This window comes from Streptomyces sp. STAM6, assembly GCF_054963715.1.
In genome coordinates, this window is the sequence record NZ_JBUEFZ010000009.1 from 1 (window position 1) to 19,928 (window position 19,928).

16 protein-coding genes and 1 pseudogene are annotated in these 19,928 nt (G+C 73.5%); 10 read left to right on the plus strand and 7 right to left on the minus strand.

The genetic code is table 11. From position 1 onward, the window contains the following. A pseudogene (locus ACY34K_RS13545) lies at nt 1-246 on the minus strand (crotonyl-CoA carboxylase/reductase); the annotation flags it as partial. A gap of 226 nt (nt 247-472) precedes the next feature. On the opposite strand from ACY34K_RS13545, the gene ACY34K_RS13550 reads away from it, so the two are divergent. Continuing rightward, nucleotides 473-1,240: a thioesterase II family protein gene (locus tag ACY34K_RS13550; RefSeq protein WP_462746547.1), complete on the plus strand. Its 768-nt coding sequence runs from the start codon at nt 473-475 to the stop codon at nt 1,238-1,240. A gap of 14 nt (nt 1,241-1,254) precedes the next feature. Here ACY34K_RS13550 and ACY34K_RS13555 read toward each other — a convergent pair whose 3' ends face one another. After that, the gene (locus ACY34K_RS13555; RefSeq protein ID WP_462746548.1) at nt 1,255-2,442 is read right to left on the minus strand and encodes a PucR family transcriptional regulator; all 1,188 of its coding nucleotides are present in this window, start codon (nt 2,440-2,442) and stop codon (nt 1,255-1,257) included. A 123-nt stretch (nt 2,443-2,565) separates the two neighbouring features. Here ACY34K_RS13555 and ACY34K_RS13560 point away from each other — a divergent pair, with 123 nt between their 5' ends. From ACY34K_RS13560 to ACY34K_RS13590, 7 genes are all read left to right on the plus strand, one after another. Next, nucleotides 2,566-3,735 carry an alpha-hydroxy-acid oxidizing protein gene (locus ACY34K_RS13560; RefSeq protein ID WP_462746549.1) on the plus strand — a complete coding sequence of 390 codons (1,170 nt, stop codon included), beginning with the start codon at nt 2,566-2,568 and terminating at the stop codon, nt 3,733-3,735. Then, nucleotides 3,732-4,712, plus strand: a complete 981-nt coding sequence (locus tag ACY34K_RS13565; RefSeq protein WP_462746550.1) for a 2-hydroxyacid dehydrogenase — start codon at nt 3,732-3,734, stop codon at nt 4,710-4,712. The genes ACY34K_RS13560 and ACY34K_RS13565 overlap by 4 nt, the downstream gene beginning before the upstream one ends. Before the next feature lie 261 nt (nt 4,713-4,973). After that, nucleotides 4,974-5,696 (plus strand): DUF2470 domain-containing protein, encoded by a 723-nt coding sequence (locus ACY34K_RS13570; protein ID WP_462746551.1) that lies wholly within the window; start codon nt 4,974-4,976, stop codon nt 5,694-5,696. A 134-nt stretch (nt 5,697-5,830) separates the two neighbouring features. Beyond that, nucleotides 5,831-6,868, plus strand: coding sequence for an N-acetyl-gamma-glutamyl-phosphate reductase (argC, locus tag ACY34K_RS13575; protein ID WP_462746552.1), 1,038 nt, complete (start codon nt 5,831-5,833; stop codon nt 6,866-6,868). A gap of 118 nt (nt 6,869-6,986) precedes the next feature. Beyond that, nucleotides 6,987-8,138: a bifunctional glutamate N-acetyltransferase/amino-acid acetyltransferase ArgJ gene (argJ, locus tag ACY34K_RS13580; RefSeq protein WP_462746553.1), complete on the plus strand. Its 1,152-nt coding sequence runs from the start codon at nt 6,987-6,989 to the stop codon at nt 8,136-8,138. Continuing rightward, nucleotides 8,135-9,070, plus strand: coding sequence for an acetylglutamate kinase (argB, locus tag ACY34K_RS13585; protein WP_462746554.1), 936 nt, complete (start codon nt 8,135-8,137; stop codon nt 9,068-9,070). The genes argJ and argB overlap by 4 nt, the downstream gene beginning before the upstream one ends. Then, a complete protein-coding gene (locus ACY34K_RS13590) occupies nt 9,067-10,278 on the plus strand; it encodes an acetylornithine transaminase (protein WP_462746555.1) in 1,212 nt (403 codons plus the stop codon). Before argB ends, ACY34K_RS13590 begins: the two co-directional genes overlap by 4 nt. Before the next feature lie 90 nt (nt 10,279-10,368). Here the strand turns inward: ACY34K_RS13590 and ACY34K_RS13595 are convergent, their stop codons facing one another. The 5 genes from ACY34K_RS13595 to ACY34K_RS13615 form a co-directional block, all read right to left on the minus strand. Next, entirely contained in the window at nt 10,369-10,887 is a 519-nt protein-coding gene (locus ACY34K_RS13595) for a GNAT family N-acetyltransferase (RefSeq protein WP_462746556.1), read from the minus strand. A 144-nt stretch (nt 10,888-11,031) separates the two neighbouring features. Next, nucleotides 11,032-12,612, minus strand: coding sequence for an amidohydrolase (locus tag ACY34K_RS13600; protein ID WP_462746557.1), 1,581 nt, complete (start codon nt 12,610-12,612; stop codon nt 11,032-11,034). A 16-nt stretch (nt 12,613-12,628) separates the two neighbouring features. Next, complete coding sequence (locus ACY34K_RS13605) at nt 12,629-13,510, minus strand: ABC transporter ATP-binding protein (protein ID WP_462746558.1); 882 nt, start codon at nt 13,508-13,510, stop codon at nt 12,629-12,631. Further along, on the minus strand, nt 13,507-14,610 hold the full coding sequence (locus ACY34K_RS13610; RefSeq protein ID WP_462746559.1) for a FecCD family ABC transporter permease: 1,104 nt from the start codon (nt 14,608-14,610) through the stop codon (nt 13,507-13,509). Before ACY34K_RS13610 ends, ACY34K_RS13605 begins: the two co-directional genes overlap by 4 nt. Nucleotides 14,611-14,698: 88 nt before the next feature. Further along, a complete protein-coding gene (locus ACY34K_RS13615; RefSeq protein WP_462746560.1) occupies nt 14,699-15,775 on the minus strand; it encodes a FecCD family ABC transporter permease in 1,077 nt (358 codons plus the stop codon). Between the two features lie 258 nt (nt 15,776-16,033). Here ACY34K_RS13615 and ACY34K_RS13620 point away from each other — a divergent pair, with 258 nt between their 5' ends. Together ACY34K_RS13620 and ACY34K_RS13625 are read left to right on the plus strand one after the other, a co-directional pair. Then, complete coding sequence (locus ACY34K_RS13620) at nt 16,034-17,731, plus strand: ABC transporter ATP-binding protein (RefSeq protein WP_462746561.1); 1,698 nt, start codon at nt 16,034-16,036, stop codon at nt 17,729-17,731. Nucleotides 17,732-17,832: 101 nt separating this feature from the next. Beyond that, nucleotides 17,833-19,623 carry an ABC transporter ATP-binding protein gene (locus ACY34K_RS13625; RefSeq protein ID WP_462746865.1) on the plus strand — a complete coding sequence of 597 codons (1,791 nt, stop codon included), beginning with the start codon at nt 17,833-17,835 and terminating at the stop codon, nt 19,621-19,623. Nucleotides 19,624-19,928 lie beyond the last annotated feature (305 nt).

Consider the following 19,928-nt stretch of genomic DNA (forward strand, 5'->3'; position numbering starts at 1 on the left):
GGTGTTGTAGTTGACCGAGCTGGCCATCACCGCCACGAGCGCCTCGCCCGGGCCGGGCTCGGGCGTCGGCACCCGGGCGAGGTGCAGGGACTTGCGCGGGTCCTTGTCGGCCGAGTCCATGCCCTCGAACATGCCCACGTCCTCCTTGCGGACGACGTTTCCCCGATAGCTCTCCGGAATGTCGAGGGCCGCGAAGTCCTCGGCCTTCGCGGAGCCGGAAAGGATGGCGCTGATGATTTCTTTCAAGGTGGTTCCTCAGGAGCTGGAAAAGCCGACTGAACAGGCGCGGACCTTCGTGGCAGCGTAGGTACGCCGGCCTTTCGTACAGAACCCCTGACTCCGCTCGCACCCCCCTGTCCCCCGCCCCTGACCTGGCGCTAGGGGTTGTCCGGCCGGGTCCGTCCCGGGCATCGTCCTTTCCGCGGGCGGCAGACCGCGGCCCGTGTCCCGCAGAGATCCGAACGAGGTTGGAATGGCCGAGAGTTTCGTCGACGGGGGCGCCTGGATACGGCGTTTCCATCCGTCACCCGACGCGGATGTCCGTCTGGTCTGTTTTCCGCACGCGGGTGGTTCGGCCAGTTTCTTCCATCCGCTCTCGCGGGACCTCTCCCCCCGCGTCGAGGTGCTCTCCGTGCAGTACCCGGGGCGCCAGGACCGCAGGGGCGAGCCGAACATCCCGGACATGGGTGAGATGGCCGACCGGATCGCCGAGGCCCTGATGCCGGTGACGGGCCGGCCGTTCGCCCTCTTCGGGCACAGCATGGGTGCCACGCTGGCCTACGAGGTCGCGCGCCGGGTCCGGGCAGCGGGACACGGCCCGGCGGCGCTGTTCGTGTCCGGCCGCAGGGCCCCGCACCGGGTCGTGGACGACGGGCTGCATCTGCTGTCCGACCGTGAACTGGTCGACGACATCATGGCGCTGGACGGTACGGGCGCGCAGATGTTCGGCGACCCGGAGATGCTGGAGCTGGTCCTGCCGGCGATCCGCAGCGACTACCGCGCGGCGGAGACCTACCGGTATGTGCCGGGACCGCCGCTGGACTGCCCGGTGCACGCGCTGACCGGCTTCTCCGACCCCCGCGTCCCGGTGGGCGAACTGCACCACTGGGCCGCGTGCACCACCGGGCGGTTCGACCTCCAGGTGTACTCCGGTGGCCACTTCTATCTTTCGGCGGAGCGGGAGGCCGTCACCCAGGACGTCTCCGCGCGGCTGGCGCGCCTGCTGCCCGTGCGGGTGTGACGGCGGGCGCCCCGTCAGTGGCCGATCGTGCGGGCGATGTCCAGGGTCAGGCGCTGCCACGGGTCGCGCGGGTCGCGGCCGGTGAGCTCGGCGACACGGCGCAGGCGGTACCGCAGCGACTGGGGGTGGAGCCCGAGCCCGCGGGCGGCGGCGTTGGCGGAGCCGGAGTCGAGGTAGGCGGTGAGGGCTTCCTCGAGGTGATGAGAGCCGGAGTGGGCGAGGGGACCGAGGACGAGACGGCTGATCTGTTCGGGCGGCGCGGCGGGGTGTCCGCCGAGAAGCGCGAGGATGTGCGCGTCGCCGTCGTCGAGCACACGGCCGGGGCGGTGGGCGTGGGCGGGCGCCGCGTCGAGGGCGTCCGCGGCGAGGCGGTGGGCGACGGCGACGCGGTCCGGGCTCTCGCCCGAGACGGCGCAGCCGCGCCAGTGCCGGTCGTTCAGCGCCCCCGGCAGCCGCTCACGGGCCGCGGCCGGCAGCATCAGGACGGCGCGCGAGCCGCGGATCGTCGACAGGGGCCGGACCGCCGGCGATGAGGTGCCGTCCCAGCCGGCGTCGGCCTGGAGGGCGGCGATGAGCGCCGCGGCCTCGTCGTGGGTCACCTCGGGCCCGTCCTCGTCGGCGGGTTCCGCCACGAGCAGGCAGTAGGGGTCGGGGAGTTGTACGTCCAGGCGGGCCGCCCGGCCGGTCAGCGCCCCTGTGGAGGCGTGCCGTCCGGCGATGAGGTCGTCGAGCAGCAGCCGCAGGGCCCGGTCCCGGTCGGCGGCGAGGTCCTCGGTGGTGGCGGTGTACGCGGTGGCCATCTCCTCGGCCAGGGTGTCGAGCGTGGTCAGCAGCAGTCGGGCCAGGGCGAACGCGGCCGGGGCGCCCGGTGGGGGTGTGCGGGCGGCGACCTCGTCGGTGATGACGGTGGCGGCGACCCGGTAGGCGCGCAGGACCGCCTGGACGGGGCGGCCGTCGGCGGCCCGGGCAGCGGCGATCCCGCGCAGCCGCCGCAGATCGGCCGGGGAGAGCTCGCCGCCGGTGACCCAGCGGTCCAGCGTCCGGTCCAGGGCCCAGGCGGCGATGGCCCGTACCTCGCGCAGCCGGGCGCCGTCGAGGTCGGCGTAGGCGGGGACCTGTGCGCGCACGGCGGCGACGATCGTCTCGACGACGCGCGGTCGGGAGGTCAGCTCGCGCCGGATGCGTTCGCGTTCCTTTGTCACACCGTGATGATTCCAGCGGCGTGATGTGCGCACCACGGTGGACGGTCCTTGTCACTGTCGCCAGGATCGCGGTGGGCCACGCGGCCCGGCACGCGGTCTCAGGGACGAGAGGCGGACGTACGGATGGCGAAACACTGGGCGGACTTCCAGTACGAGATCTACCTGGCCGGTATGACGGGCGCCGTGCCGCGGCTGCCCACCGATCTGACGCGGCTGGAGGAGCTCACCGAGCGGCGTCTCGGCCCCGGTCCGGTGGGCTACGTGGCGGGCAGCGCGGGCAGCGGCAGTACCGCCGAGGCGAACCGGGCCGCGCTGGCGCGCCGCCGGATAGTGCCGCGGATGCTGCGGGACGTCCATGAGCGCGATCTGTCCGTGGAGGTCCTGGGGCGGGCGCTGCCCGCGCCGCTCGCCCTCGCTCCCGTGGGGGTGCTGTCGATCATGCACCCGGAGGCCGAGCCGGCGGCCGCCCGGGCCGCCGCGGCGCAGGGTGTTCCGTACATCCTCTCCTCCGCGTCCAGTACCCCCCTGGAGGAGGTCGCCGAGGCGATGGGCGACGGGGAGCGCTGGTTCCAGCTGTACTGGGCGAAGGACCGCGAGGTCACCAGGTCGTTCCTGGCCAGGGCCAAGTCGGCCGGGTACAGCGCGCTGTTCGTGACGCTGGACACGCCCCTGCTGGCCTGGCGTCCGCGCGATCTGGACCAGGCCTACCTGCCCTTCCTGCACGGCGTGGGCACGGCGAACTATTTCACCGACCCGGCGTTCCGGGCGGGGCTGGCCAAACCGGTCCACGAGGACCCGAACGCCGCCGTCCTGCACTTCACGGGGATGTTCGCCGACCCCGGGAAGACCTGGCCGGACCTGGCGTTCCTGCGGGAGAACTGGGACGGGCCGATCGTGCTGAAGGGCATCCTGCACCCGGACGACGCGCGGCGCGCGGCCGACGCCGGCATGGACGGTGTCGTGGTGTCCAACCACGGTGGCCGCCAGGTGGCGGGGTCCGTGGCCGCCGCGGACGCGCTGCCCCGGGTCGCCGAGGCGGTCGGGGACCGTCTCACCGTGCTGTTCGACAGCGGTGTACGCACCGGCGACGACATCTTCAAGGCACTGGCGCTGGGTGCGGAGGCGGCCCTGGTGGGGCGCCCCTACGCGTACGGCCTGGGCCTCGACGGCCGTGCGGGCGTGGAGCACGTCATCCGCTGTCTGCTCGCCGAGTTCGACCTCACGCTCGCCCTGGCCGGACACAGCCGCCCTGCCACGCTCACCGCCGACGACCTCGTCGAGGAGACCGCATGACCGCCCCCGCGGGACCCGCCGTGAAGAACGTCCTCGCCGTCGTCTCGCCGCACGTCGGCGGGCGTGCGGCCGGTGCCGCGCTCGCCGGGGTCTTCCCGGCGCAGGCCCGGGTCACGGTCGTCGAGACGACGGACGAGGACCCCGGGGCGTTGCGGGAGGCGCATGTCGTCGTCACCGGGCTGGCGCCGGTCACCGCCGCGCACCTCGCGGCCGCGCCGGCTCTGGAACTGGTGCAGTGCGCCAGCCACGGTTTCGACTACGTCGACCTGGAGGCGGCCCGCGCCCGGTCCGTGGCGGTCTGCTCGATCGGCTCCAGCGGGGCCGAGAAGCAGAACGTCGCCGAGCAGACGTTCGCGCTGATGCTGGCGCTGGCCAAACAGCTGATCCCGGCGCACACGGCGCTCGTGGACGCCGACTGGGCCCTGCCCCGGCTGCAGGGGTCCCTCACCGAGCTGTCCGGCAAGACACTCGGGATCGTCGGCCTGGGGCAGATCGGGGCGGAAGTGGCCCGCCGGGCGGCGGCGTTCGACATGGACATCGTGTACGCGGGGCCGAAGCCCGTCCGCCACGACGGATTCTCCGCCCGTCTCGTCCCGCTGGAGGAGCTGCTGGCCACGGCGGACTACGTCTCCCTGCACGCGCCGCTCACGGACGGGACGCGCCACCTCCTCGACGCCGGCCGGCTGGCACTGATGAAACCCACGGCGTTCCTCGTCAACACGGCCCGCGGCGCGCTCGTCGACCAGGACGCGCTGGCGGACGCGCTGGAGTCCGGCGCGCTGGCCGGGGCGGGCATCGACGTCTTCGACCCGGAACCGCCCACGGCGGCCCTGCGGCTGCTCAAGGCCCCGAACGTCGTCCTGTCGCCCCATGTCGCGGGGGTCACGCGCGAAACGCTGGTCCGTATCGCGCTGGCCGCCGTGCAGAACGTGGTGGACCACCTGGCCGGCAAGCCGCTCCGCGACGTCGTCGCCTGACCCGCAACCACCGCCCGGTCCGGGCCCCTTGAGGGGGTCCGGGCCGGCGTGCGTCCGGCACGGTCCGCCGGGGAAGGGCGGGACGGCCGGAAAAGCCGGATTGCCGGCGGCGATGTCCGGGCGCCGCGGGGGCGGTGACCGCATATCGCGGTATGGACGCACGAACGGGCAAGTTAGGTTAGCCTTACCTCATCCTGAAGGGCGGTTCCCTGCCGCCCCGACGGAGCCGCTCCACCCGTTCCGCCCCCGCGAGGAGTCACCTTGAGCGCCGACACCGACATCGCCCCGCCCGAGCAGACCGCGGCCGAGCACGTCCGCTCCGTACTGGCACGGGCCGCCTCCCCGTCGCTCACCACGGACGGGCACGACTACGACCTGATCGGCACGCACTCCGTGGACGACAAGGGGCGGATCACCCTTCACCCCCCGGCGGACGCCCCGCCGGCGGCCCGGGCCGCCGGCGCGCCGCGCGGCAGCCTCGCCGCCCTACTGGAGTTCACCGACATCGCACCGACCGCCCTCCGCGACCGCGTGCGCTCCAGGGTGACGATCTCCGGCCGGCTCGCCCCGACGGGGCGGGAGGACGGGAGTGCTCTCCGCCTCGATCCGGCGCGCGTGACGCTGCGGACGGCGACGGGAACCCACGAGGTCGGCCTCGACGACTTCACCCTCGCCGGCCCCGACCCGCTCGCCGCCGAGGAAGCCGCGATGCTGACCCATCTCGCCGACGCCCACGCGGACATGGTGGGGGATCTGGTCGCACTCGCCGGGTCCCGGCTGCCGCGCGGAGCGGTGCGCACCCTGCCGCTCGCCGTGGACCGGTACGGCATCACCCTGCGTTGCGAGTACCGCGAGGGCCACCGCGACCTCCGCCTGCCGTTCCCCGCCGAGGCGCGGGACGCGGCCGAAGCCGGAGAGCAGGTCCGGCGACTGCTCACCACTCCCCGGTGCACCCACCACAGGCACTCTTCCACGCGTTTCTGAGGGTCTTTCACCCCCACACAAATACTAAGGTTAGGCTAAGCTAAGCATCTCGACCCGTCGTGTCGACATGCCGGTCGAGGCCCCACCGCTCGACCGACAGCAGCCCTCACACGTACCGAGAGAGACGGAAGAACATGACCGTAAGGGTCGCGGTGGCCGGCGCCAGCGGCTACGCGGGCGGGGAGATCCTCCGCCTGCTGGAATCGCACCCCGCCGCCGAGATCGGCGCGGTGACCGCGCACAGCAGCGCGGGCCGTTCTCTGGGGTCCGTACAACCGCACCTGGCGGCACTCGCGGACCGCATGCTCGACGAGACCTCGGCTGCCGCGCTGGGCGGTCACGACGTGGTCTTCCTGGCCCTGCCGCACGGGCAGTCGGCCGCACTCGCGCAGGAGTTGGACCCCGGCACGCTCGTCGTGGACTGCGGCGCGGACTTCCGACTGCGCGACCCGGCGGCCTGGGAACGCTTCTACGGCTCCCCCCACGCCGGGAGCTGGCCCTACGGCCTGCCCGAACTCCCGGGCGCTCGCTCGGAGTTGAAGGGCGCGTCGCGGATCGCCGTGCCCGGTTGCTACCCCACGGCCGTGACGCTCGCGCTGTTCCCCGCCTACGCGGCCCGGCTGGTGGAGCCGGACGCGGTGATCGTCGCGGCCAGCGGGACGTCGGGCGCAGGCCGGGCACTCAAGCCGCATCTTCTCGGCGCCGAGGTGATGGGCTCCATGAGCCCGTACGGAGTCGGCGGCGGCCACCGGCACACGCCGGAACTGACGCAGAACCTCTCCCTGGTGGCGGGCGAACCTGTCACGGTCTCCTTCACCCCGACGCTCGCCCCCATGCCCCGGGGCATCCTCGCCACCTGCTCGGCACGCCTCCGCCCGGAGGCGGCCGCGGCCGGAGCGGACGGGGTGCGGGCGGCGTACGAGGCCGCCTACGCCGACGAGCCGTTCGTGCGGTTGCTGCCGCCCGGGCAGTGGCCCTCGACCGCGGCGGTGCTCGGCTCCAACACCGTCCAGGTGCAGATCGCCGTGGATCCGGACGCCGGCCGGCTGATCAGTGTCAGCGCCGTCGACAACCTGACGAAGGGCACCGCGGGTGGCGCGGTGCAGAGCATGAATGTCGCCCTCGGCCTGCCGGAACGGCTGGGCCTGCCCACGAACGGAGTGGCTCCGTGAGCGACGCGCGCGCAGCCGCCGGTCCGAAGTCGACGACGATGCCCGCATCCCAGCGCCCTGCGGGCGGAGATGGGGGTACCTCCCGGGCGTCAGCCCCGGGGGAGAACGGAGAAGCACAGTGAGTGTCACCGCTGCACGTGGATTCCTCGCCTGCGGTGTGGCCGCCGGTATCAAGGAGTCCGGTGATCGCGATCTGGCCCTGGTGGTCAACCGGGGGCCGTCACGAGCAGCCGCCGGCGTCTTCACCTCCAACCGCGTGCAGGCCGCGCCGGTCCGCTGGTCGAGGCGCCTCCTCGCCGGCGGCCGGATATCGGCGGTCGTCCTCAACTCGGGGGGCGCCAATGCCTGTACGGGTCAGGCGGGCGCCGTCGACACGCGGCTGACGGCCGAGCACACGGCGCGCGCGGTGGACGTGGACCCGCACGAGGTCGCGGTCTGCTCCACCGGCCTCATCGGTGTGCGGCTGCCGATGGACCGGGTCACGGCGGGTGTCGACACCGCCGCGGCCGCGCTGTCGCCGGAGGGCGGCGAGGACGCGGCCGTCGCGATCAAGACGACGGACTCGGTGCACAAGACCGCCGCCGTCTCCCGGTCCGGATGGACGGTGGGCGGCATGGCGAAGGGTGCGGGCATGCTCGCCCCGGGCCTCGCCACCATGCTGGTCGTCCTCACCACTGACGCCGATGTGCCCGCGGACGTGCTCGACACCACGCTCCGCACGGCGGTGCGCACCACGTTCGACCGGGTGGATTCGGACGGCTGCATGTCCACCAACGACACCGTCCTGCTGCTCGCTTCCGGTGCCTCGGGTGTCGTGCCCGACACCGAGGACTTCACCGGGGCCGTGCACGCCGTGTGCCTGGATCTGACCCGGCAGCTCGTGGCGGACGCCGAGGGGGCGTCCAAGGAGATCGAGGTGACCGTCGTCGGCGCCGCCTCGGAGGAGGACGCGGTCGAGGTGGGCCGCTCCGTGGCCCGCAACAACCTCCTCAAGTGCGCCCTGCACGGCGAGGACCCCAACTGGGGCAGGGTGCTGTCCGCGATCGGCACGACCTCGGCCGCCTTCGATCCGGACCGGCTGGACGTGGCGATCAACGGCGTCTGGGTGTGCCGGAACGGCGCGGCGGGCGAGTCGCGGGACAAGGTCGATCTGTCGGGCCGCGGCATCACGGTCACGGTGGATCTCCGCTCGGGCGATTCCTCGGCGGTGATCTGGACCAACGACCTCACGGCCGAGTACGTCCACGAGAACAGCGCGTACAGCTCATGAGCGGCCCCGGAACGACACGCGAACCGGCCCTCGCCGACCTGCCCTGGCTGGAGGAACTCCAGGGCCGCACGGTCGTCGTCAAGTTCGGCGGCAACGCCATGGTGGACCCGGCGCTGCACCGCACGTTCGCGCAGGACGTCGTGGAGCTGTGGCACGCGGGGCTGCGCCCGGTCGTGGTGCACGGCGGTGGACCGCAGATCAGCGCCATGCTCGACCGCCTCGACCTGGAGGTCCGCTTCGAGGCGGGCCTGCGGGTCACCACACCGGAGACCATGGACGTGGTCCGGATGGTGCTGACGGGTCGGGTCCAGCGGGAACTCGTCGGCGCGCTCAACGCCCACGGCCCCTTCGCCGTGGGGCTGTCGGGCGAGGACGCGCACACCATGACCGCCGTCCGGCGCCCCGCGTTCGTGGACGGCCGGCCGGTGGACATCGGTCTGGTCGGAGAGGTCGTGGCCGTGGAGCCCAGCACGGTCCGCACCCTGCTTGACGAGGGCCGCATCCCCGTGATCTCGCCGATCGCCCGCGGTGCGGACGGGGAGGTCTACAACGTCAACGCCGACCTCGCGGCGTCCGCGCTGGCCGCGGCCCTCGGCGCGGAACGGCTGGTGGTGCTGACCGACGTCGAGGGGCTGTACGCGGACTGGCCGCGCAGCACCGAGGTCATCCCCCGTCTGACGGCCGGTGAGCTGGAAGCACTGCTGCCGGGCCTGGCCAGTGGCATGCTCCCGAAGATGGAGGGCTGTCTGCGGGCGGTACGCGCGGGTGTCGGCAGGGCCCAGGTCATCGACGGCCGGGCACCGCACGCGCTGCTGCGCGGCGTCTTCGCCGCGGACGGCCCGGGCACCACCGTGGTCCCCGACCCGGCCCCGGAGCCGGGCGGTTCCCCGGGCACGGAGCCCGGCGCCGAGCCGGAGGAGGTCGTCGCGTGACCGCCGCTCAGAACGTACCGACGCTCACGGACCGCTGGCGCGCGGCCGTGATGGACACCTACGGCACTCCCCCGCTGGCCCTGGTCCGCGGTGAGGGCAGCACGGTGTGGGACGAGTCGGGGCGCCCGTACACCGACTTCACCGGCGGAATCGCGGTCAACACCCTGGGCCACGCCCACCCCACCGTGGTCCGTGCCGTCCGCGACCAGATCACCCGCCTCGGCCATGTGTCGAACCTCTTCGTCTCCGAGCCGCCCGTCGCGCTGGCCGAGCGGCTGTTGAGCCTGCTGGACCGGCCGGGTGGGTCCTCCCGCGCCCCGGGGCGCGGGGGGAGGGTCTTCTTCGCCAACTCGGGCACGGAGGCGGTCGAGGCCGCCTTCAAGATCGCCCGACGGACGGGGCGTCCGCATCTGGTCGCCGCGCAGGGCGGGTTCCACGGGCGCACCATGGGGGCGCTGGCCCTCACCGGTCAGCCGGCCAAGCGCGATCCCTTCCTGCCGCTGCCCGGGCCGGTCACGCACGTCCCTTACGGGGACGTGTCGGCGCTGCGCGCCGCCGTCACGGAGGAGACCGCGGCGGTCGTCCTCGAACCCGTCCAGGGCGAGGCGGGAGTGGTCCCGGCGCCCGACGGATATCTGCGCGCCGCCCGGGAGATCACCCGGGCGGCCGGCGCCCTGCTGGTGCTGGACGAGGTGCAGACCGGCATCGGCCGGACCGGACACTGGTTCGCGCACCAGGCCGCCGACGGTGTGGACCCCGATGTGATGACCCTCGCCAAGGGCCTGGGCGGCGGACTTCCCATCGGCGCCACGGTGGCCCTCGGCCCGGCGGCCGAGCTGCTGGGCCCAGGACAGCACGGCTCCACGTTCGGCGGCAATCCGGTCGCGTGCGCGGCCGGCCTCGCCGTTCTGGAGACCATCGAGGCCGAGGGGCTGCTCGCGCGGGTCGTGCGGGTGGGCGGGCGACTGCGCCGGGGAATCGAGACGCTGGAGCACCCCCGGGTCGCGGAGGTGCGGGGCGCGGGCCTCCTCCTGGGCGTCGTGCTCACCGAGCCGGTCGCCGCGCGTGTCCAGGGGGCGGCGCAGGACGCCGGGTTCCTGGTCAACGCGGCGGGCCCGGCGACCGTGCGGCTGGCACCGGCCCTGACGGTGACGGAGCGTCAGGTCGATGCGCTGGTCGAGGCGTTGCCGAAGATCCTCGACGCCTGAGGCCGCACGCGGTCACGACACGAAACGAAGGGCGGGCCCCGGAGCCGTGGCGGTTCCAGGGCCCGCCCTTCGTTTCCGCCCGCCCCCGCCTCACACGGCGCGGGCCAGAACCCGCGCGTTGCGGCGGGGGTCCAGGGAGCGGGCCCAGGCCGCCGGCGCCAGGCCGGGGCAGACCGGCGCGAACCCGTTGCGGAGGAAGAGACGACCGCTGCCGGTCGTCGCCGTGAACAGGGTGCGCAGTGCCTGCTTCCGGGCCGTGGCCAGCGCGGCGTGCAGCAGGCGGGCCCCCATGCCGCAGCCCTGCCGGTCCCCCGCGACACAGAAGTTGTAGAGGACTCCGGCGGCGGGTCGGCCCGCCGGTGCGTCGGCGGGGTGGACGCTCAGCCCGAGACATCCTTCGAGGGTCCCGTCGGGGGCCTCCGCGACCAGGAAGTCGCCCGCCCCGGAGGCGTAGTGGGCCCGCGGGCGCTCACGCAGCGCTCCCGTGCGCACGAACGGCCGGGAGAGGGCGGCGAGTGCGGCGGCGTCGCCGGGCCGGGCCGGCCGGACCGAGAACGCGGGGTGGACGGGCGGGTGGAGCGCGGCGGGGCGCGGCAGGGCCGTGATCAAGGCTTTCCTTCCTCGGTTCCACCGTGCGCGAAGGAGGTCGGATCGCCGCGTTACCCCGGTGAAACACGTGAGCTTAGGCTAGCCTCACCTAACTGGATTGACCAAGTCGGGCCTGCGTACGCGCTGTTCGCCCGCGCCGCCCGGTCAGACCTTCCGGCCCTCCGCCGCGTCGCGGCCGTCCACGAAGGTCGCGACGACCTCGATGTCGCCGATGCGCGAGGTGTCGACGCTCCGCGGATCGTCACCCAGGACCACCAGGTCGGCGCGCTTTCCGGGGCTGAGGGTGCCCGCGCTCTCGTCCCACCGGCAGGCGTACGCGCCGGCGACCGTGTAGGCCCGCAGGGCCTCGTCGACGGTGATGCCCTCGTCCGGGCCGACCAGCCGTCCGGAAGTGGAGGCACGCTCGACCATGAACTGGACGGCCCGCAGCGGCGATCCGTCCGTGACGGGCCGGTCCGAGCTGCCGACGAGCGTGACGCCGTGGTCGAGGAAGCCCCGGCCCCGGTACATCCAGGGGGCTCGCTCCTCGCCCATGACGGCCGCGTAGTCGTCGCCGAAGTAGCGGAGGAAATTGGGCTGGACGACCGCGCTGACGCCCAGGCGGGCGAAGCGCGGGAGCTGGTCGGGGCGGATCAGGCCCGCGTGCTCGATGCGGTGCCGCGCGTCCGGCCGGGGCCGCACGCGCTGCGCCCGTTCCAGGGCGTCCAGGGCGAGGTCGGCGGCGCGGTCGCCGATGGCGTGGACGGCGAGCTGCCAGCCGGCCAGGTGCCCGTCCACGATGAGGTCGGTGAGGCGACCGGGATCGTCCTGGAGCTGCCCGGTGTGGGTCATGCCCTCGTACGGGGAGGTGAGCGCGGCGGTGCGGGCCATCATGCCGCCGTCGGTGTAGATCTTCAGCGCGCCCAGGGAGAGCCAGTCGTCGCCGAAGCCGCTGCGCAGGCCCAGGTCCAGGGCGCGCGGTATCCCGTCGCCGCGGTGCGCGGAGACGGGCCGGAGCGTGTCGCCGGCCGCCATGAGCTGGACGCGCAGGGGCAGTCGGCCCTGGTCCCGCAGCATCTGGTAGGCGCCGAGCTCCACCGGGCTGTGGCCCAGCAGGCCGCCGCCGATACCCGCCTCGGCGACGGCGGTCACGCCTTCCGAGAGACAGACACGGCCGGCGTGCTCGATCGCGTCGGCGAGTTCCTCCTGAGAGTACGGCAGCCGCAACCGGCGGGCCGCGCTCATGGCGCTCTCCGCCAGGAAGCCGTTCTCGTGCGGGATGCCGGCCGGAAGCAGTTCAAGGACCGCGCTGTTGACGACACAGCCGTGTCCGGAGTCGTGCATCAGCAGGATCTTGCGTCCCTGGCCGACCCGGTCCAGTTCGGCGGCCGTCAGATGCCGTCCGAGGGCCCGTTGGTCGTACCCCATGACATCGACCCAGCCGCCGGGTTCCCCCCTGCGGGCGACGGCGTCCGCCACGACCGTGAGCACGTCCTCGACACGCTCGCACGGTGCGATGCTCGGGGTGCTCGCCTTCAGACCCGTCCACGCCATGTGGACGTGGCTGTCGATGAACCCGGGCAGCACGGTGGCCCCCTGGAGGTCGACGACCTCGCGTGCCTGCAGGGACGTCACGGCCTCGTCCAGGCCCACGACGCGGCCCCGCCAGATGCCGAGGTCGTGGGCCACCGGGTGGTCCGGATCCATGGTGAGAATGCGCGCGTTGGTGATTCTCGTGCACAGCATCACGGGCAGTCCGTCCTCAGGAGGTTTCGGCGAGCACGGCGTCGCCGGGTCCGGTGCCCCGTGTGCCGGGCGCGCCGGCCTCCGCCTCGTACCGCCTGGGCGCGGCGGGCACCATCAGCGGCGTGCCCGTCTCGGGATCGTCGATGATCCGGCAGGGCAGTCCGAACACGTCCTCGACGAGCTCGGCGGTCATGACGGTGGCCGGGTCGCCCTGGGCGGCGATGACACCGCCGGGCCGCATCACGATCAGGTGCGTGGCATAGCGGCACGCCTGGTTGAGGTCGTGGAGGACCGCGACGACCGTGTGCCCCTTGCGGGCGTGCAGGTCGGCGCACAGGTCCAGCACCTCGACCTGGTGGGCGATGTCGAGATAGGTGGTGGGCTCGTCCAGCAGCAGGATGGACGTCTGCTGCGCCAGCACCATCGAGAGCCAGACGCGCTGCCGCTGGCCGCCGCTGAGATCGTCCACGGGCCGGTCGGCGAGTTCCAGCACTCCGGTCTGCCGCATCGCCTCCACCACGGCCGCCTCGTCCTCCGCCGACCACTGCTTCAGCAGCCGCTGGTGCGGGAACCGGCCCCGCGCCACGAGGTCGCCGACCGTGATGCCACCGGGCGCGCTCGACGACTGCGGCAGCAGACCGAGGCGGCGGGCCACCTCGCGCGACCGGTACGACGCGATCGCCGCGCCGTCGAGGTACACCTGCCCGGCCCTGGGCCTGAGCATCCGGGCCAGCGCCGTCAGCAGCGTCGACTTGCCGCACGCGTTCGGGCCGATGATCACCGTGAAGGAGTGGTCGGGGATGTCGACGCTCAGGGACGAGGCCACCGTCCGCTGGTCGTAGCAGAGGGTGAGGTCCTCGGCGCGCAGGCGGGGCTGCGGGGAGTTCGTTCCAGTCATGCGCTGCTCTTTCTCGACTCGGTGATCAGCAGCCAGATGAGGTAGAGCCCGCCGATGGCGCCCGTCGCCGTGCCCACCGGAAGGAGCGCGGGCGCGAAGACCCGCTGGACGACGAGGTCGCTCAGGACGAGCAGGACGGCACCCATGAGGGCGGACGACAACAGCGCCGGCCCGGACGAGCGGGTGAGCCGCCGCACCACTTGGGGCGCCGCGAGGGCGATGAACCAGATCGGGCCGGTCACCGCGGTGGCGAACGCCGCCAGAGCCACACTGATCACGAGAAGGGCCGTGCGCGTACGGGCCACGTTGACGCCGAGCCCCATGGCAGTGGTGTCGCCCATCTCCACCATGGCGAGACGGCGGGAGAGGAAGAGGGCCGGGGGCAGCAGGACGGCCACGGCGAGGCCGATGGCGTTGGCGTGCATCCACATCCGGTTCCCGAGACTGCCGATCAGCCAGGCCTGGGCCTCCAGCGCCTCCTGGAAGGTCGCGCGTGTGATCAGGTACGAGTTGACGGCGAGCAGCAGGGCGCTGACCCCGACACCGATGACGACCAGCCGGAACCCCTGCAACCCCCGGCCGATCATCAGGAGATGCACGGCGAAGGCCGTCGCCAGGCCGCCGACCAGCGCCCCGAACGCGATCTGGGTCATGCTGCCGTGCAGCAGGATGATCACGACGAGCGCGCCCACGGCCGAGCCATTGGTGAAGCCGATGATGTCAGGGCTGCCGAGGGAGTTACGAGTGAGGCTCTGCAGGATCGCCCCGCTCACGGCCAGGGCCGCGCCGACGAACACCGCGGTCAGGATGCGGGGCATGCGCAGGGTGTTCACGACGAAGTCGGCGGCTCCCGAACCGTTGCCGGTCAGCGCCTGCAGCACCTCCTCCACGGACAGCGGGAAGTCGCCCGTCGTCAGGGTGATTCCGGTGACCAGAACGAGCGCGGCGAACAGCAGCACGGTCACGGCGACGGTGCGGCCCCGCACACGCAGGGAGATGCCACCCGCTCCGGTGCGGATGACCCGGCCGCTGATGACCCGGGGGGGCTGGGTGTCCACGGGGCCGGGTACGGAGGCCTTCGCCTCCCGAACGGCACTCACAGCGCCTCCTTGTTCGCTTCTCCGCCCACGAGGCGCGGGGGTACGGGGCCGGGGCACGTCCACGGGCCGGCCGCCTCGCGTGCGTCGCTCACAGCATGACCAGCTTTCGACGGCGGCACAGCGCGATGAACAGGGGTGCGCCGATGAACGCGGTGACGATGCCGACCTGTACCTCGCCCGGGGCGCCGAGCACACGGCCGAGGACGTCCGACCCGACGAGCAGGACGGGTGACAGGAGCATCGAGTACGCGAACACCCAGCGCTGGTCCGGTCCCACCACGAACCGGGCGATGTGGGGAACGGCCAGGCCCACGAAGCTGATCGGCCCGGCCGCGGCGGTCGCGGCGCCGCACAGCAGCATCACGGCGAGCGCGGCCAGCACCCGGGTGCGCCCGACGTTCACACCCAGGGCACGCCCCACCTGGTCGCCCATGGCAAGGGCGTTGAGGGACGGGGCCAGTGCGAGCGCGACGACCAGGCCGACGGCGACGAACGGCAGGATCAGCAGGACGATGTCGTAGTACCGGCCCGCGAGCGATCCGACCGTCCAGAAGCGGAACTGGTCGAACGCCTCCGGATCGAACAGCAGGACCCCCCAGTTGAAGGCGTACAGCACGGCGGTCACCGCCGCGCCCGCCACGACCAGCCGGTCGGGGGTGGCCAGTTTCCGTCCGGAGGAGCCGAGGAGGTAGACGCCGACGGACGCGGCGGCCGCGCCGGCGAGCGCGAACCACACATAGCCGAGGGGCGTGGCCACACCGACGAAGGCGATCGCCACGACGACGCCCGCGGAGGCGCCCAGGTTCACCCCGAGCAGCCCGGGGTCGGCGAGCGGATTGCGCGTCAGGGCCTGCATCAGGGCACCCGACAGCCCGAGCGCAACTCCGACGAGGAGGCCGAGGAGGGTGCGGGGGATGCGGTATTCGTGGACGATGACGGAGGCTTCCGAGCCGTCGGGCCGCCACAGCAGGTCCCATGTCGAGGCGAAGGGGATCCCTCTGGTGCCCACCCAGACACTGAGCAGCGAGACGAGGACCAGTGCGCCGAGCGTCAGGACAAGTCCGAGACCACGCAGGGCCACGCCGGCCGGGCGCGCCGTGGGCACGACGGGTTCGGCGGGACCATCGGTCTCGTTTCCGGACGCCGCCTGGGCTTCGACGGACAACGACCACTCCCCCTGGCGGCGGTTCGCGCACCTCACGTACGCGAGGCGTGAAACTGGATGCGCTGCGAGCGGCATGACACGATGAGCGCCGCAACTTAGGTGAGCCTAACCGTACAGGCGCGGCGGGTCAACGCGGGCGCGCATGCGGCCTCTTCAGCCGCGCTCCGGAACCCGGCGCAACCCCGCGCGGACCCTTGGCATCGACCGTGATTAAGGTAGCCTTACCTAACCACCCACCCTGTCTTGTGGAGGCTCCGCATGCCCGCTGGAGGACCAACGGGAGGCCACGTCCTCCGGAGAGCGCTCGGCGATCAGCGCCGCCGTGTCGGTGGAGCGTCGCTCCTCGCCATGGCCCACCAGGCGTGCGAAGCGCTGGTCCCCGTCGTCATCGGCCTGGTGATCGACGAGGCGGTGGCGACCGGTTCCTCCGGTGCGCTCCTGCGCTGGCTGCTGGTGCTCGCCGTGCTCTTCCTCGTGCTGTCCACGTGCTACCGGATCTCCGCACGGCTCACCGAAGGGGCGGGCGAGAGTGCCGCGCACCGGATCCGGCAGGACCTCGCCGCCAGGGTGCTCGACCCGCGCGGCGGAGCCGACTCCGGCCGGCTGCCCGGCGCGCTGACCGCCGTCGCGACCGGTGACGCCCGGCGGGTCGGCTCGGTCGCCTCCGCACTGCCCTACGCACTGTCCGCGGTCACCGGCCTGGCCATCAGCGCCGTGGCCCTGCTCCGCACCTCCGTGCCGCTCGGCCTGCTCGTCCTCCTCGGTGTCCCGCCCCTGTTGTGGATCGGCCACCTCATCAGCCGCCCGCTCGAACGGCGCAGCGAGGCCGAGCAGGAGCACGCCGCCCACGCCTCCGGAGTCGCCGCGGACCTGGTCGCCGGACTGCGCGTCCTGAAGGGCATCGGCGCCGAACCGGCGGCGGTCGCCCGCTACCGGGGGACGAGCCGGAGCTCGCTGGCCGCGGCCCTGCGGGCGGCCACCAGCCGGGCCTGGCACGACGGCGCGATCCTCGCCCTCACCGGCATCTTCATCGCGGTCATCGGACTGGTCGGCGCCCATCTCGCGATGCGCGGCACGATCAGCGTGGGTGAACTGGTGGCGGCGGTCGGCCTCGCCCAGTACCTCCTCGGCCCCTTCCAGCTCCTGACCTACGTCAACGGGGAGTTCGCGCAGGCCCGCGCGTCGGCCGACCGGATCGCCGAGGTCCTCGCCTCACCCCCCGCCGTCACGGCCGGGACGGCCGCGCTCCCCGAGCCGGTCGCCGGACGGCTGCGGCTGCGGGGCGTCACCCACGGCGCGCTGCGCGGCGTCGACCTCGACATCGCCGCCGGCAGTGTGGTCGGCGTGGTCGCCAGGGACCCGGCCGCAGCGGGCGACCTGCTGCTCTGCCTGGGACGCGAACTCGACCCCGCCGAAGGCACCGTCGAGCTCGACGGCGTACCACTGACCGACCTCGACCCCGGCGACGCCCGCCGCGCGATCCTGGTCGCCCACCACGACGCCGACCTGTTCGAGGACAGCCTCCTCGCCAACGTACGGGCCGGGGCGGACGCCGGCACGGCGGACGTGGGCCCGGCCCTGGCCGCCTCGGCGGCGGACGACGTGGCCCAGGCCCTCCCCGACGGCGTGGACACCGTCCTCACCGAACGCGGCCGCTCGCTCTCCGGTGGCCAGCGCCAGCGGGTGGCCCTCGCCCGCGCCCTGGCCGCCGACCCGCCCGTGCTGGTCGTCCACGACCCGACCACGGCCGTCGACACCGTCACCGAGGCCCGGATCGCCTCCCGTCTGCGGGATCTGCGCCGTGGCCGCACCACGGTTCTGGTCACCACCAGCCCCGCCCTGCTCGCCGGAACCGATGTCGTGGTGATGCTCGACGACGGCGCGGTGGCCGCCGAGGGCAGCCACCCGGAGCTGGTCGCCGCCCACGAGGCGTACCGCTCGGCGGTGCTGGCATGACGACCGCGCGGAACACGGACACCCAGACCACGGACGTCCGGAACACGGGCACCCAGGACACGGACCCACCCCACCCGGACGCGAAGGACGAAGGACGGACGATGAGCGGACCCGGCACGCCCGAACGCGAGCTCCTGCCCACCGCCACCGGCGCCCAGACCTTCTCCGTCGTCCGCGGACTGCTGCGCCGTCACAGGCTCCTGGCGGTGGGCGCGGCATCCGTGCTGGTCGCCGGCACCGGCATCGGCCTGCTGACCGCGCCGCTGCTCGGACGCATCGTGGACCTGGTCGTGGACCGCCGTGGCGCGGCCGCGCTGACCCTCCCGATGGCGCTGCTGCTCACGGTCGCCGTGGCCAGGGGCGTCGCGACCGCGATCGGCAAGGCGCTCGTCGCCCGGCTCGGCGAGACGATCCTCGCCGACCTCAGGGAACGGTTCATCGCTCGGGCGCTGCGGCTGCCGCTCGACCGGGTCGAGCAGGCCGGCTCCGGCGACCTGACCTCGCGGGTGACGGGCGACGTCACCCTGATCGCACGCGCGGTACGGCAGGCGCTGCCCGAGTTCGCGAGCGCGTTCCTGACCATCGCCCTGACCCTGGTCGGTCTCACCGCCCTGGACTGGCGCTTCCTGATCGCCGTGCTGATCGCCGTACCGATCCACATCCTCACCGTGCGCTGGTACATCCCGCGCGCCGCGCAGATCTACGCCGCGCACCGGGTGGCGACCGGCGCCCTCCAGCACCAGTTGCTCGACAGCGTCGGCGGAGTCCGTACCGTGCGGGCGTTCCGCCTGACCGACCGGCACGCCGGCCTGCTGGAGCAGCGGTCGCGGGCGGCCGTCGACCTGGCGGCCCGGGGCATGCGTCTGGTCTCCGGCTTCTTCTCGCGGCTCAACGCCGCCGAGTTCGTCGGCATGGCCTCGATCCTCGTCACCGGGTTCCTCCTGGTCGACCGGGGCGCGGTGAGCGTGGGTACGGCGACCGCGGCCGCGCTCTACTTCCACGGCCTGTTCAACCCGATCAACGCCGCGCTCTTCCTCATCGACGACGCCCAGTCGGCGGGGGCGAGCCTGGCCCGCCTGGTCGGGGTGTCGAGCCTGCCGGCCGAGCGGCAGCCCGAGGGGCAGCCGCCCACGCCGGTCGACGGCTCCGTCAAGGTGACCGGACTCGGCCACGCCTATGTGGACGGCCATCCGGTGCTGCGCGAAGTGGACCTGGACGTACGGTCCGGGGGGCGCGTCGCCCTGGTCGGCGCCAGCGGCGCGGGAAAGACCACCCTGGCGAAGCTGATCGCGGGCGTCCACGACCCGGTGGACGGCACCATCTCGCTGGGCGGCGTCGACACCCGGGAGCTCGGCCCCACCGGGGTCCGGCGGGCCGTCACCCTGATCAGCCAGGAAGTCCATGTCTTCGCCGGGCCCCTGGCGGACGACCTGCGGCTGGCCCGGCCGGAGGCGACGGACGAGGAGCTGCGCACGGCGCTGGCACGGGTGGACGCCCTCGAATGGGTCGACGCGCTGCCCGACGGTCTGTCCACGGTCGTGGGCGAGGGCGGACACCGGCTCACGGTGACCCAGGCCCAGCACCTGGCGCTGGCGCGTCTCGTGCTCACCGATCCCCCCATCGCCATCCTCGACGAAGCCACCGCCGACGCCGGCAGCGCGGGCGCCCGCGTCCTGGAGACCGCCGCCCTGCGTGCGCTGGAGGGCCGTACGGGGCTGATGGTCGCCCACCGGCTCCCGCAGGCGGCCACGGCGGACCGTGTCGTCGTCCTCGATCAGGGTCGTGTCGTCGAGACCGGCACCCACGACGAACTGGTCGCGGCGGGCGGGCGCTACGCCGAACTGTGGTCGGCGTGGTCCGACAGCCGCCGGGAGCCGGCGGTGCCCGCCTAGGACGTGTTTCGAAAGGGAAACACGCCCGAGCACCGGTTCCCGCGGAACGGGCCCCCGCCTTTTGGGCGGGGGCCCTTCGCGTACCCCTGCGGCCGGGCGCGGGGCCGGAACGGGGCAGCGGCAGCGGCAGCGGCAGCGGCAGCGGCAGCGGCAGCGGGCTACCGGCACGCGTACTCGAGGGGTACGCGTGCCGGTAGCCGGAGGCCAATGCGGGGCCCGACGGCGGCCCGGCGGGCGGTGGGAGGGCGGCACGGGCCCTGGCACGAGACCGTGTCGGGCGATGGGGTGTCCCCTGCTCGGGCGAA